Raw genomic sequence first — 13416 nt, 5'->3', positions numbered from 1 at the left:
ATGCCTGATCTTTCCAAGAATGATTCACTAACAAGAAATCTTAACACTTCTCTTTTAGAGAGGAAAAGAGGTAAGCAATTTCAGATGCCCAATATTAATGCGGGTATAGTTTTCGAGAATCAAATACAAGAAGATGGGAGTATTGAGAAAAAATATGGTATTAGTTTGGGGTGGAAAAATTTAGGTTTGACTGTAACCAATCAAGAACTTAGCGTGGGGGCGATGTGGAAAGGAATTGGGGTTTCTCTTTCAACCGAGAATGGTGGAACATTTGGGCTTGGGATTGGTATAGTCGGCTTTGAGCTAGATAGGCATGGTGGGGGCGCTATTAGCTATTTACTTGATACTTTTAGGATCGAAGTGGCAAAAAGTGGTTGTACTTATATTAAAGAAACTTTTGTTGGTGGTGTTTATGTTTTCACTGAGGCTGAGGAAATTCCTGATTGTAGAGAAGAAGAAGATTCTGGGGAGGAAATAGAGTTTGAGGAAGGACTAAAATGGATAGACGAAAAAACTCTTGAGTATACTGAAAAATTGGATGATCCAGGCGATTCTAATTTTGACCCAGAGGATTTTAAGAGTGATTGTCAAGAGGTGTTTATCAAGCCATATCATATCTATACAGCCAAGACTCACTCCGGCGAGAATAAAATAGTCTGGTTCTCCCGGGAGTCGCACTATACAATTCATTCAGAGCTGCTAGATGTGGGCGTAGTCTTGCGAGGACTGGGGAGATATGATGTCAACCCAAGGAAAACTACTATGAAAATGCACTCCAGGGTAGATCGCGATAAATGGGGAAGTTGGAAAGTTTATTATACCTCGGAAGTTTTACACTATACACTACGTGATGGACAGGTGGTTCCATGGATCAATGTGGTTGATAATCGCTCAGGGCCAAGAGCACCCCATGGAACACGCTATGACAGAAGTATTCCTCCTTCTTTCTTGGGAATTGTATGGAGAATACGATCAGGGACGACCATGACTGTCAGCGGGAATGCGTCGGGAGTGAGATACAATTACCATCAATTGCTTGAGGGGCAATGGGCTCGATTTGGAAGAGAATATTATAGGCTTATACCTGGTTCTAAAGCTCAGAGAAACCCCGAATGTTCCCCCATTGGTAGCGGTAGTTCAGGTAATGGCGGTTCTCTAACAAAGTATGATAAAACAAGGCGGGTTGTGAACGTCCCTCCTCGGCGAATAAAGAAGCGAAAGAAAAAAATGAAATCTTGTTGTTTTAGCCCAGACGATCGTAAGTTATTGCAGTTGCTTGTCTTAACCCAGGGAAGTTTATATTTCCCCGGAAAATTTAAAGTAGATAAACAGGTGATAACGCCTGAATTCCCTGCAGCAGATATAGAAGAGGGAAATTTAATTACCAATCACCTCCAGCTAAAGCTTTATTTAGCATCCTTATCTCCTGGTAGTCCCCAAGAGAATGAACTTTTAGAAAAAATAGGAAAACTATTAGGCATTCCTGAGAACGGCCAACTAACAACGTTTGGGGAGGAAGAATATCAGATCGATAGCAAAGAAACAGGTTTTCCAGTGGAAATACCTGATTACCTTAATCAACCCAGGGATGATGAAGGTAAATATATAAAAGATTTGTCTCAGTATCCTAAGGTAGAAATTAATAGCATTAGAGAATTGGAATTGTATCGACTTGAGATGCAGCAGCGATTATATAGGTTTAGCGGTGCGGGACCCACATTGGAGAGCAAATATGCAATACCGCTTAATTTAATGATCCCTCTTGCCGAGGATGGGGAATTTGAGGAAGTGGAGACGCTGACTGCGATCTTAACCAGAATAATAAGTATAATTCAAGCTTTCGGATTTCCACGAGGATTACGATTTAACATTAAAACCCCCAATGGAAGGCTACCGTTGCAGCCTCTAACATCAAAGGACTATCTGGAAAGTTTGGGAAATATAATAGCCGAAACCAACATCAAGACAACAAGGAACCAAGTGAGTCTCACAAATCTATCTATGCTAGGTTCTGAATTACATAAGTTAGCTCTTCTAATTTATAGGCTAGTTGTATTGCTAAGAAAAGGTATCGGTATCAAGTGGAGAAAAGTCACCAACAAGAACGCCCTTCAAGAAACTGGGCAGGAACTTACAGTTAAAACGTATTCTAACACTACTGCGTTCATTAAGCTACTTAAAAAGAATAAAAACGAAGGTAAAGGCAAAGGTAAAGGCAAAGGTCAAGGTAAGGGATTTCCCAATGAAGACCCAGATATAATTATCAATGATATTGACGCACGGCAAGACTTCATCAACAATCATGGTGAAATCAATGTCGCAGCATTTGATACCGAGGAGGAAGCGCTATCTCTGTATGCTCAACTATTTAAAGATAAGATATAAAAATCATGGCAAAAAAAGGTAGAGGTAAAGGTAAAGGTGGAGGTAGAGGTAAAGGTGGAGGTAAAGGTGGAGGTAGAGGTAAGGGTGGAGGTCAGTCATCTAACAGCACCAAGGTTAAACCTCTAACTCCAGAAGAGGCCAAGAAAATTATAACTGAAGAGGAGAGGCAAGAAGCCGCCCGAATTATGGCATGGCTTAATTTAGACTTGATAAACTCAGGAGCTTTGACTGAAGAACAGCAGAAAAAGGTTCTGCTGCAAAAGCTTGATGCCAAGTTGAAAGATGAAAAAATCGGGCTGAATGATCTAGAATTGGGGGGTGTAGAAGAAGTGACAAGAATTGAAATTAAAACTAATTTAAAGGAATAAAATTATGCCTAAAACAGCAAAGAAAGGTTCCGAAAACAACAGAGGCAGCAAAAAAAAAAGAACCGTCGTCAATGGTGTCGATCCATCGCGGTTGTGGAGCGAAATAACTAGCAACATTGGTACTGGGGTGGAATATCTCAAAAAGACAGCATCTAATGTTGTTGATATTGTTAATGAAAATGTTAGTTATTTAAGGGAGGACGTTAATCCCCAGAATATAGTGGGTGGCGCTAAAGCTGTATGGAAAAATATTACCAGTGGTAATGTGGGTTTTTTCCGGAATTGGATAACTGATGATGATACCCCCTTTCTGGGGAGAGCTGCTGGTATTGCTGCTGGCCTTGGTGGCGTCGTAGTTGGCACTATTGTGGGGGGGAAAGTATTGGGAGTAGCAGGAGGTACAATAGCAGGAGCAAGTGGAGCAGCGAAACTTTCCACAGCTTCAGTTGGTACTCTCCTTGCTAATGTTGGTGTCACCACTCTAATGACTAGAGAACAGTTTGTGGAGAAAACCTTTAACTTTGTGGAAACAGCAGTCGAAGTAGACATTAACCAGTCTACCGAAAAATTCTTCGCTGAATCAGTTCAGAAACTGCAAACGCTACTGAAAAGTCTTGCAATTAATCTGGCTGGGTTGGGTGGCCGAACTCTTGCTAGAGTTGTCGTCGATCAGACTGGTAAAAATTACTTGGAGATTGATAGAAGGATGCTTGGTATTCTCTCGCTCACAATGAGCGAGACAATAATGGAGGACATAAGGTCTTCACTGGCCAATATAGCCGCTAGTCTGTTCAGCCTTGGAAAAGATATTGCTTCAAAGGCATCGGTATTATTAAGTAGGGATTACCTTGCAGATTTGGGGATTCCGGGGATAACGAAAGGGAATGATAAAGAGGAGTTTACTTTATCGGATAGATTTCAGACACAGACAAAACAAGCAGCCGGGATTTTAAATATTCCTAATTGGATGCAAGAGGCATTATCTGAGGGGGGTTCGGAATTTTATGAGGCTTTCAAGGAGCTGGCTGATAGGGCGGGGATTATTGATGCTGCGAGGAGGCAACAAATACAATTTACCTAGATATAATTAATAAATATGTTTTCATGAGTATGCAATATGCAGATAGCAAATCCTAGTCAGATAAGTTCGATAATTCAAAGCGATACTCTTGAAGGTGTCACTCTTCTTTTGTGTTATTCGGTATTAGATTTACAGAAGGTATTTAATGCTAATAAGTCAGAGGATGAACAAGTGAATTTTATTACTGCCGAGATCGACGATTCTTTGGACAAACCATATGTAACTATTAAGTTGACGGATGTCAAGGTAGATTTTAATCTTGGTACGTGGGCTGTCAAGGAAGACCCATTTGGAGAGGGGGTTTATGGGGAGAAATATCCTTGGAATAGTGGGTCAGTTTTGCAGTGTTTGTGTCATTCATTAATGTTGATTTTTGAGTTTGAGAAGCAAACAATTTATAATCCTGATGAGTTAGAAAGGATGACGTTTTCTTTCACTCAAAATACTAATATTAATGAGGCAATGTTTCTTCTGAATGCTACTTATGAAATTCCTTTGGTACTAAATGTTGCTGAAGGAAATATTGTCCATAGTGTTGATCCATATTTGGTCGGTTCTTATTAAGGATGAAAGGAATAGAATCTATGGCTCTTAAAGATAAACTAATCCCATTATTAAGGGAGAAATTTTCAAAAAATTTGACTTCAGGAGATTGCGGTCCGGGAAATTGGGGCTATAACAGTTTTTTTTTTTTGGGGGGGGGGAATATTGTGGTTGTTAGTAAATATAAACCGGGGGATTTAGTTATAAAAAATAAAATTACTGACTGCTGTTTCGAGGTCAAAACCATAACTATATTCAAGATTAAGAGTGCCCCTTCTGATGAGTGCTTTATGGTTTTAGAAAGAGACAAGTGCGAGGAGTTAAATTATTATTATGGAGATTGTTTAATAGGCATAAAATGTTTACTTGATTTTATCTCCTGTAAGTTCAGAGAGGCTGATGCGATAATGCCTGGAAGCCTTTGTGCACTATTTTCACTATTTAACTACACCAATTTAGCTTGAGGATTTTCTATGCCTAAGGGGTCAGGTAAAGGTAGGGGGAAAGGAGGAGGTAGGGGGAGAGGCCAGGGGAAGGGTATTAGTAATTGGGGAGATGACATTTTAGAAGAATTGTTTAAGCAAAGAGGAATAGATGTAGACATTAAAAAAGATACAAATCTTGGAAAATTATTACAGACGGATAGAAGTAAGCCTTATAGAATCAAGTTTAATTCCAAGAATGAAATTAGTATAATATCTACACCTGAAAAGTTTCTAGAAAATATCAATCAGGTTTTAATTTCCCGACAGGCAATTGCCTGGTTTTTGGGCGACTACGATTTCAATGAATGGTTTGATGAGGAATTCGCTTGGGAGTTTAGAAAAAATTTACCGTCTACAAAGCGGTTGCCATTGGATCTTATTAACCCTTGGGGGAAAGATGCCAAGAATCGTCCCAAGAAGGTGAGTTTACTGCCGCCAGAGATTGTGGCTAACGAGGGACATCAAAAGATTCTTTTTTATCCCGATCGGACTGTTGAAGAGAATATTCTGATGGTGGGGACTTATTATGAGTTGAGACGACAGTTGGTTGATTATATGCGATCGTCTAAACTACAAGAGACTGAAGAGGAATGTACTAAATATATTCAGACAGATCGTGCAACAAGACATCCTTATCTGCGGTTATATTTTGCGGGTGGTTATTTCAGGAATGCTCCTGACTATAAAGAGATAAAGCCAAGAGCTGTAATGAATATTAGGTTGAACAAATTCGTGATTTTTCCTGATGAAAAAAAAGATGGAGAGTCCCTCCTCGATGAGAAGGATATGAAGCATTTTTCGGAAAAAATACGTGATAATTTTTTCCCTGGAGGAAGTCCTCTAACATGGGAGAAAGGGTATTACTCTTGGCCTTATAAGGACGAAGAAAAAAAAATAACACTTGCCCCAATAGCAAAAACTGAAGGAGATGCCTTGAGAGTTATAAAAGCTGCTCTCAATACTATTGGTGTCAATTTTGAAGAGGAGAATTTCTTTCTACCTAGTGGAGCTAAAAATATTGCCAGATACAAACGAAAGAAAAAAGTTTTGGTGCTAGGGCAGGAATTTTCGGATAAAAGAAAAACCAGGATTACAGGAACAGTGGCTTTTAGATATGCAGAAATTAGGCTAGACGCCATCAAATATAGGGTGAAAATTTGTGAAGTAACAAAAAGCGGAGTTTTTATAGGTTGGGACAAAATACCTAAACCAGCAATTTTTAGGTGACCTTAAAAAACTGACTAACCCTATAGGAGTAGTCAGTTTTTTTTATCAAATATTGTAGTAATGCCTCAGTGATGAAGCCATAATGAAAGAGGAACAGTTCAAGATTGATTAGATATGGGAAAGAGAAGAACCCAAAAAGATTCACAGCCTCCAAATCCTGAATTTAGTGGAGATAGAGGATTAAATGTTGATCCCGACGCTGGCACGGGTTTACCAGAAGCAAGAATGTTGACGATCAACAATAACAGGCCAGAGAGAGGTGAGTCTGTTCTGTCAAAGATATTAATAGCGACAGGATACCACACTACTATTGTAGTACCGAATCTACTATTGCAAGGGCTGGGGATTAATACGACATCGGAATTAACTGCAGCAAGGACTAGGCTTGGGATAGCTGACACTGTAAAAGTCTACAAACCACGTGCAAACAAGGCAGCGGAAGAGGACGAAGAAGCAGAGGCTGGCAGTGGCAGAGCGCAAACCGATCTGGATGGAGATCCCTCAATGTCAAGAAAAGGAGGGAAAATGTTTACGGTCATGTTCGCTGAACCCCTTGATGCGAATTATAATGGAAAAGAGCAAGCCAATTGGATTAAATGTTCTTGTGTCCGAACTGGAGGTGAAGTTTCATTGGCGGCAATAGGTATCTGGCTGTCTAAGTTTCCAGAAGCTACCAAGATTCCCCCAAAGTTTAAATTAAGTGGCAGGTGGCTTTATCCGGGCGATTATACTGATAAGCTCACAAAGGTTAATGAAACTGGTAAGTAATAGATTTATAGACTAATAATTTCATGATATGTAATTCATAAAATTAATGGTTTTAGTTGTATAATTTATTCGCAACAGTTTTGTCTCAAGAAAAATGAATGATGTTGATGTAATATTAATACCAGGTACATCGTTAATTAGCCTAGGGCTATTTCTTCTTGCTATAATTTTTATTAGTGAGAAGAAGAAGACTAGCTTAATTCCTATTGGCTTTTTGTTCCTAAATTTAGGAATTGATTATCTTCTCCACTCTGGTATTTTTAAGCCTGCCTTCTTTGTATTGATACCAGACTTGATAAGCCTGCTATACTTGATTTTAGTCATCAGGTACGAGTTACAAATAAGAAATATATTGTCAAAACAAAATGATTCCAGCAATTCAACAAATACCGTTGTTTGAGAATGAATTACTCACATTCATTTTGATAATGATGACAATTTGTACTGGTTTTTTCCTACCTTATACTAATAATCAATACAAACAAAAAATCAAAGATTTAGAGTCTAAGTTAGATACCAATAAAAGTAACAATCAAAAGTTAGAAGAACTCAGGAATAAAATTAATAAAGTTGAAACAATCTGCGAATCTTCTTTGGAAAAGTCAGGGCTTATTAATGCAGAGTCGTCTGCTCAATATTACATTTCAACAGTTCAAAGAATCTACCAAACTGTAAAACGAGAAACACCTTCTACACCAACAAAACAGGAAAGGGGTAAGGTAGCTCAAAGAAAAATCATTAGGAGAAATTAATGACGAGTTTTTTATTGCTGACTAATACAGGGAAAAAGGATTACACTGGTTGCAATCTCCTAAAATTAGAGTATTTCAAGGACGATGAGTCTGTTGATTTTATTTACTGCAATTCTGGCGCTCCTGGTAGGCAGAATTTTAGGATAGGAACTGATTCTTGGGCGGGTTCGTTGGAACCACTACCGGAGGGACAATGGTATGTGAATGATATTGAATGGGCTGATGGAATTGATAATTTCATTGGTGCAGCATACACGGATGGTATCGGGCCCGTAACTGTGCCGATAAGTTATACGGGGCCAGATTCTACTGAACGTAGTGCGATTGAGATTCATATTGATTGGAATCATCGCTATTCTCCGGGTACTGCGGGGTGTATCGGGTTGCATTCGGTTCAGGATATGGAGAGACTGATTGACTGGTTGCGTGATACAGATCCGCGAGAACTTTATGTTGATTGGGGGTTGGGTACTTGCCCTAATTCTGTGGAGTGATAATGGCGATCGCTTGGTTTATTAGTTTTAAATGCCCTAGGTGTGGCAGTGATGATATATTCTTGGGACGTTTTAGTCACGCCTGTAACAACTGCGACTATGTTTGGCGAAGGTAATTTTCCGATTTCATTTGCCGTCATAGTCAAAAGGTTATATAATCTAGAAAAGAATTCCAATTAGGCAATATTGAATTATGGAAACAAAATACCAGCTTATTTTTCGAAGCCCTGAAGAGTGTGAGTTAAACTCATTAGGCATTCAAAACTCCTGGAGCAGATTGCAGGATTTTAATGGCGAGAAAAAAGAGGATTCTCCAGAAATCACAGTTATCGCTGCCGAGAAAGATGGGTTTGAATCTCCATTCTACAAGTTACTAGGGTTCTACAAGTTAAGTAAAACCAAGGCTGGAAGTCCCCGTCTAACGCACCTGATTAATGGCAAAGGTCTTGAAGACTTGCCTACTGTTTATTACCAAGAATACAAAATCCCTCCGAACATTGAAGATGACATGAAAACAGAGCATCAAATGTTTAACCAGGATATGTATGAGAAATGGAGGGCATCAGAAGTGAAGCCTAGCACTAATGAAGCGGGTAATGCTAAGAAGGTTGCTACTTAGTAGGGCGATCGTCTTTAATTAGGGCTGTACAACAGCTACTTTAGCAGGGTGTCTACTACTCACTAGACACCTTTCACGGAAGGAGATAGAGAAATACTCGGATTAGCAGCTCAAGCAGTTAAAGCTATACCAGTTTTAACGTTCTAACACACTAATATTGATTAGTGTGTTAGATTAAAACACAGTAACCCCAGAATTGGGTTGGCAAAATTCAACCCTTATTTGAGTCTGTTTTATCGGTAGCTTAACGTGAGAAATGTCTGGATTACCTATCAGAAATTTTAATCTTTTATTGGCCGCATTAACCAATTTGTCAGAAGGAATAACCAAGTCTTTTAACCTTTTTGACGAAACTCTCATTCCAGCCACAAGGTACTCGTATACATGGGACAACTATAAAATCGACTTGTCAAGCAAGCCAAAAAAAATTGTTGAACTGCTGGAGACAGGGGTTGAATACCAGGTGTTGATTGACAACCTAAGTGATAAATACGTACCATTGTATTTAGGCGAAGATGGAGAAAACCTAACAACTTCAAATTCCGCCTTCCTCCTGCCTCCCGGGGGCTTCGGTTGCAACAATATTCTTGCCCCCTATGTACTCTGGGCTGTTGACGACAACAATTCTGATCTAGTCGTAACAATTCATTCGACTAAACAAAATCACTCCCGAGGTAATATGCCAGTCCCTTTGCAAGTAAAAACTGAATTCCCTACAGGGAGAAAATTTAGAATTCCTTTAAACTTTGATTCAGGCGACGGCCGATATTTGCTTGAGGGAAAATTAGATAGTCAGTTAGGACTCGATGGATTTAGAGCTTTTAAGATAGTTTCCTTCGATCCTATCATTTCGGCAAACGAAGGATATCAATTCAACGTAAAGATAGACACTTCTTTTTCTCCTGTTACCACAGGGAGGTTGCAAATCCATCAATTAGACAAAAGCACTCTTAGTGATTTGCTAATATGGTTCGTCTTTGGATGGAAAGATGAATATTCAGGATATCCGCCCATCAACCTGCCCAAAGAAGTCAAGACATGGTTGGCTGATATCCAGATCGGAGTAGGAAAATTTGTGCTTTCCCCCAACTTGAACTCTCTATACTTCGGTATCAAAGTCGAAGTATCTGATGAAGGATGGAAAAGTGCCGTTTTTACTTATAATGAAGCCACAAAGACTTTCACTATTAAAGGATTCTAAACCTCAAGTTGGCGATATTATTATAAGAAGCTATAAAAAACTGAAATGAATATCATGCAATATTATCCTCTCAAAAAGGCAAAGAACTCTCGCACAGTTAATTTTATCGAGTTAAAACCTATCATTATTCTTCCTGGAGGAGATGAAAGTTCTCCAGATGATGACGCGAGAATAACGATTTTCAGCGAAAGTGATCAAGAAAGAATATGGATCATTGATAATATCGGAGACAATCCAGTTAAATTATTTCACAAGAAGGATGCAAAGCTTACTGATATTTTTTCTGAGGATCTGGAGCCAGGAGAAAGAGCCAAAAGCGAGTCATTTATAGGGCGAATGCCAGTTTTTGCCTGGTCTTCTTTGGGTAGTACCCTCCTCCCGGTTTACTATATTGAGCAATAGGTGATATGTTTTTGCCTTCGACAATTAAGGATTTCCCTTTGAAAACCGATTCAAGGAGCAGAGTCCCGACAAAGGATCGTCCCTTAGCGTCAAGGGAGGTAATTTTCAAAGATAGAATTGGCTGGAAACAAGAGGGCGATCGTATCATATCCACGATGCCTCACAATTATGTCCAGCCGTTCTCCAGTATTGATTGTATCCAATCTATTGGAGAATATTTTAGTTTTAAGATGAGTAGCTGGATGATCGTGGGGTTAACTCCTAATCCAGGAAATCTATTTTGGAATAATTTGGCTCTTGGAGTCTATTCTGATTTTGAGATTAGAGGTGATGAGACTACGTCAAAGCTAGTCTCTTCTTTTAGATTCTTCAATGAATTTCGGGGTAGAAGAAACCACTTCTCTTTGGGTGGCGGAGATGAATTTCGGGTAGGGATAAAAGACTCCTTGAAAATTTTTATTTCTCATTTAGAGTGGGAGGTGAACGTCGCAAGGATCTACGATCTCCCCCTGTTCCTCTATGGAACTGGAGCGACAGCACCAGGTATTGATGACTTAGGAATTTTTGATATAAAACTCCACAAAAAAAGTTAAAACCTAGTATAATTACAACAGAAGCATAGAAACATTCAGAAACAATTATGGCCTTTAAATATCCAGACATGGTGCCGGGCAACGGAACCACACCCCCGTCGATGGAAATACCAGACTACACAGAACAGCTCAACTCTATTGAAGCTAAATTCTTGCTTCTGAAGGAAGCAGTTGAAGGAATCGTAATCGGTGAAATCGAGACAGAGCGCATAGAGGATGGCCTTGAAGCGATAATTGCAGAGGCAGGGAAAAGAGCGATCGCCTTGAATGAGTTAAGGACATCAAACACTAACAATTCTGACGCTATCAAGATAGCCTTAGAAGATGCTAGGGATAAATATTTGGCGGCGATGTCAACATTAGAAGAAAGACTCAATACTATTGATCAAACAATTGTAAGTGCCGCGGATTTAGTCCGAGATGGACTGGGGACTGAAATTAAAGACAATGCAACCAGGATTGAAACTTCGGTGGGGAGTATTATCACCGAAATTGATAGCCTAGAAGCAAGACTAGCAGAGCAACACCAAGCACGATTTGATCAAAACCAAGTCCTTATCAGTAACACGGCAGAGAAAGACACATTCTTTCTAAGCAAGATGATTGACCGGAATAAGGGTGGTTACGAGGTGGAAGTCCCAGGCGGGTTCTATGAACTAACTTGCCAGCCAACTAAAACACTGCCTGCAAGTTGTAATGGATTTACATGGGCTTCCGTGAAAGACAAAGCTTCTGGAAAAGTTTTAGCTCAAGGTCTTGTGCCTGCCGGCATAGCAATTGGTGGTGACATTAGAGAGAAAAGAAAAGCTGTAATTGTCAATTTTCCTGGCTTAATAAACGACAAAACGCCAGACCAAAATGTTTTGATAACAGCCAATTATGTCGAAGGTAACAATTTGGGAGCCGAGATAGTAGAGACATTAGTTCCTGTCAGTCTTTCAGCCCCGCCTCCAGTGTTGCCTAGTTTAACCTAACATACCCCTAATACAGCCTTAAGTAGAAGTTTTTAAACTTCTACTTAGCGAAGAGGTTGGACAATAGGAGAACACGATAGAATGATAGAATTTTTAATTGGCAGCTTGTTCGCTAAGAGTGAGGACTATAATTCTGACAGTTTTAGGAGCTACAGGGATTTGCTTGGGGATTCATCTCTCTCTGAGTATGATTGCGAACTAACGACTGATATTAATAAATCCGGGTTCAGCTCTGATTATTGGGTAATTGAAGGGAGTAGGGCGCAATCAATCAATAAAAAGCTCGAATATAACGCATTTGTCATTAGCTCACAATACATCAGTAAACCAGGCGAGTATTTCAAAGTAGAATATAGTAACACTGTATTTTTGGCGCTAACCAGGGTGGTAAAGGATTTCTGGTGGAACAACAATAGTATTGCGTTGTGGGACAACGGAGAACAGAAAATAGCCTACAGGGGAAAGACTCCAATATCTGAAGTTAACTCCAGCTCTAGGGAGATCAAACTTCAGGTGCTAACGAACGGAAATTTGGGGCTGCTTATTGATGATAGTTTGGTTAGCTCCTGTGATGTCGATATAGTAGGGCTTCCCTATGGTTTTTCCGCAACGGGGATTTACTGGAACACGTTCCCGTCGATTGAGAGAGTCCGAGTCGGACTTTTAGATAACATGGAGATTCCTATAACCGTTGGCGGGGGAGATGCGAGAACAGATTATTTGGTAGGATTGGAGTAAAAAAAAAATGCTAAATATCAAGGCAAAAAGTATCTTGCGCACAGATACTCGTGAGAATTGGGAAGCGGAGAACCCAGTCCTTAGTCGCGGCGAGCTTGTGCTTATTGATGATATCCCTGGAGCGTTTAAGGTCGGCGATGGAAATACGGCTTTTGATGGCTTACCGATATTACCTTTGAAAGGAGGTGAAGGCGCTCAAGGTCTTCAAGGAGTTCCAGGTCCTCAAGGTCTTCAAGGTCTTCAGGGGATTCAAGGGATTCCAGGCCCTCAAGGTCTTCAAGGCGAGCTAAGTCAAATAGTCAAAAAAGGTTCTAATTCTTGCTACCTAAAAGGAACGAACGAGGACGACGAATGGATAACTCTTGAGAGATCTATTCAATGCAGGTGGGTAACGATCGGTCCGATGTGTAATTTTTATATGCAAGTCACCTTTCCTTCTGTGGATGAATTCTTGAGAAACATCACCATAGATGGGCTCCCGTTCAAGGCAGATCCATGGTTTTTCCTTAACATAGTAAACATTTCGACGGCAATGTCGAACGGGGTAGAGTCAAGCTCAGATGGAGGAGCCTACAAAGAGCCATACTGTGGGTTAATAACCTCCAATACTAACAGAATAAGCTTGTATGTTGCAAGCTCAGACAAGCAGGAGATAAGCCGAATGGCATTAAATACGAACAAGTTTGTCGATTTCTACCTTCAAGGCAGTTATCTTGCATTGGAAGCTAGCTAGCTAATCGGAGCTAGGCGTATTCTGAGTAATCGCGGAATGTGATGTCTAGCACT

General features: G+C 39.9%; 17 protein-coding genes. 16 read left to right on the top strand and 1 reads right to left on the bottom strand.

The window, feature by feature from the left end:
- From F6K40_RS12525 to F6K40_RS12485, 9 genes are all read left to right on the top strand, one after another.
- Positions 1 to 2385, top strand: coding sequence for a hypothetical protein (locus F6K40_RS12525; RefSeq protein WP_293136209.1), 2385 nt, complete (start codon positions 1 to 3; stop codon positions 2383 to 2385).
- A 5-nt stretch (positions 2386 to 2390) separates the two neighbouring features.
- A complete protein-coding gene (locus F6K40_RS12520) occupies positions 2391 to 2753 on the top strand; it encodes a hypothetical protein (protein WP_293136207.1) in 363 nt (120 codons plus the stop codon).
- Positions 2754 to 2757: 4 nt separating this feature from the next.
- Positions 2758 to 3834: a hypothetical protein gene (locus tag F6K40_RS12515; RefSeq protein WP_293136205.1), complete on the top strand. Its 1077-nt coding sequence runs from the start codon at positions 2758 to 2760 to the stop codon at positions 3832 to 3834.
- Positions 3835 to 3870: 36 nt separating this feature from the next.
- Positions 3871 to 4398: a hypothetical protein gene (locus tag F6K40_RS12510; RefSeq protein ID WP_293136203.1), complete on the top strand. Its 528-nt coding sequence runs from the start codon at positions 3871 to 3873 to the stop codon at positions 4396 to 4398.
- Positions 4399 to 4400: 2 nt separating this feature from the next.
- On the top strand, positions 4401 to 4841 hold the full coding sequence (locus tag F6K40_RS12505) for a hypothetical protein (protein ID WP_293136200.1): 441 nt from the start codon (positions 4401 to 4403) through the stop codon (positions 4839 to 4841).
- A 9-nt stretch (positions 4842 to 4850) separates the two neighbouring features.
- Positions 4851 to 6089, top strand: a complete 1239-nt coding sequence (locus F6K40_RS12500; protein WP_293136198.1) for a hypothetical protein — start codon at positions 4851 to 4853, stop codon at positions 6087 to 6089.
- A 114-nt stretch (positions 6090 to 6203) separates the two neighbouring features.
- Positions 6204 to 6857: a hypothetical protein gene (locus tag F6K40_RS12495; RefSeq protein WP_293136196.1), complete on the top strand. Its 654-nt coding sequence runs from the start codon at positions 6204 to 6206 to the stop codon at positions 6855 to 6857.
- A gap of 365 nt (positions 6858 to 7222) precedes the next feature.
- Positions 7223 to 7609 carry a hypothetical protein gene (locus F6K40_RS12490; protein ID WP_293136194.1) on the top strand — a complete coding sequence of 129 codons (387 nt, stop codon included), beginning with the start codon at positions 7223 to 7225 and terminating at the stop codon, positions 7607 to 7609.
- On the top strand, positions 7609 to 8103 hold the full coding sequence (locus tag F6K40_RS12485) for a L,D-transpeptidase family protein (RefSeq protein ID WP_293136192.1): 495 nt from the start codon (positions 7609 to 7611) through the stop codon (positions 8101 to 8103). Before F6K40_RS12490 ends, F6K40_RS12485 begins: the two co-directional genes overlap by 1 nt.
- On the opposite strand, the gene F6K40_RS12480 is transcribed toward F6K40_RS12485, so the two are convergent.
- Entirely contained in the window at positions 8058 to 8243 is a 186-nt protein-coding gene (locus F6K40_RS12480) for a hypothetical protein (protein WP_293136190.1), read from the bottom strand. The genes F6K40_RS12485 and F6K40_RS12480 overlap by 46 nt on opposite strands.
- A gap of 53 nt (positions 8244 to 8296) precedes the next feature.
- Between F6K40_RS12480 and F6K40_RS12475 the strand changes: the two genes are divergently transcribed.
- From F6K40_RS12475 to F6K40_RS12445, 7 genes are all read left to right on the top strand, one after another.
- Entirely contained in the window at positions 8297 to 8722 is a 426-nt protein-coding gene (locus tag F6K40_RS12475) for a hypothetical protein (RefSeq protein ID WP_293136188.1), read from the top strand.
- 256 nt (positions 8723 to 8978) lie between these two features.
- Positions 8979 to 9923 carry a hypothetical protein gene (locus F6K40_RS12470; protein ID WP_293136186.1) on the top strand — a complete coding sequence of 315 codons (945 nt, stop codon included), beginning with the start codon at positions 8979 to 8981 and terminating at the stop codon, positions 9921 to 9923.
- 45 nt (positions 9924 to 9968) lie between these two features.
- Positions 9969 to 10325, top strand: a complete 357-nt coding sequence (locus F6K40_RS12465; protein WP_293136184.1) for a hypothetical protein — start codon at positions 9969 to 9971, stop codon at positions 10323 to 10325.
- Positions 10326 to 10480: 155 nt separating this feature from the next.
- On the top strand, positions 10481 to 10918 hold the full coding sequence (locus F6K40_RS12460; protein ID WP_293136182.1) for a hypothetical protein: 438 nt from the start codon (positions 10481 to 10483) through the stop codon (positions 10916 to 10918).
- A 47-nt stretch (positions 10919 to 10965) separates the two neighbouring features.
- Positions 10966 to 11892 carry a hypothetical protein gene (locus F6K40_RS12455; protein WP_293136181.1) on the top strand — a complete coding sequence of 309 codons (927 nt, stop codon included), beginning with the start codon at positions 10966 to 10968 and terminating at the stop codon, positions 11890 to 11892.
- 81 nt (positions 11893 to 11973) lie between these two features.
- A complete protein-coding gene (locus tag F6K40_RS12450; protein ID WP_293136179.1) occupies positions 11974 to 12630 on the top strand; it encodes a hypothetical protein in 657 nt (218 codons plus the stop codon).
- A gap of 7 nt (positions 12631 to 12637) precedes the next feature.
- Positions 12638 to 13363, top strand: coding sequence for a collagen-like triple helix repeat-containing protein (locus F6K40_RS12445; protein WP_293136176.1), 726 nt, complete (start codon positions 12638 to 12640; stop codon positions 13361 to 13363).
- The last annotated feature ends 53 nt before the right edge of the window (positions 13364 to 13416 follow it).

Origin of the sequence: Okeania sp. SIO3I5 (genome assembly GCF_010672085.1) — a bacterium.
Lineage (GTDB): Bacteria > Cyanobacteriota > Cyanobacteriia > Cyanobacteriales > Microcoleaceae > Trichodesmium.
The sequence above is the reverse complement of the archived record's forward strand: the minus strand, read 5'-3'. Positions and strand labels throughout refer to the sequence as shown.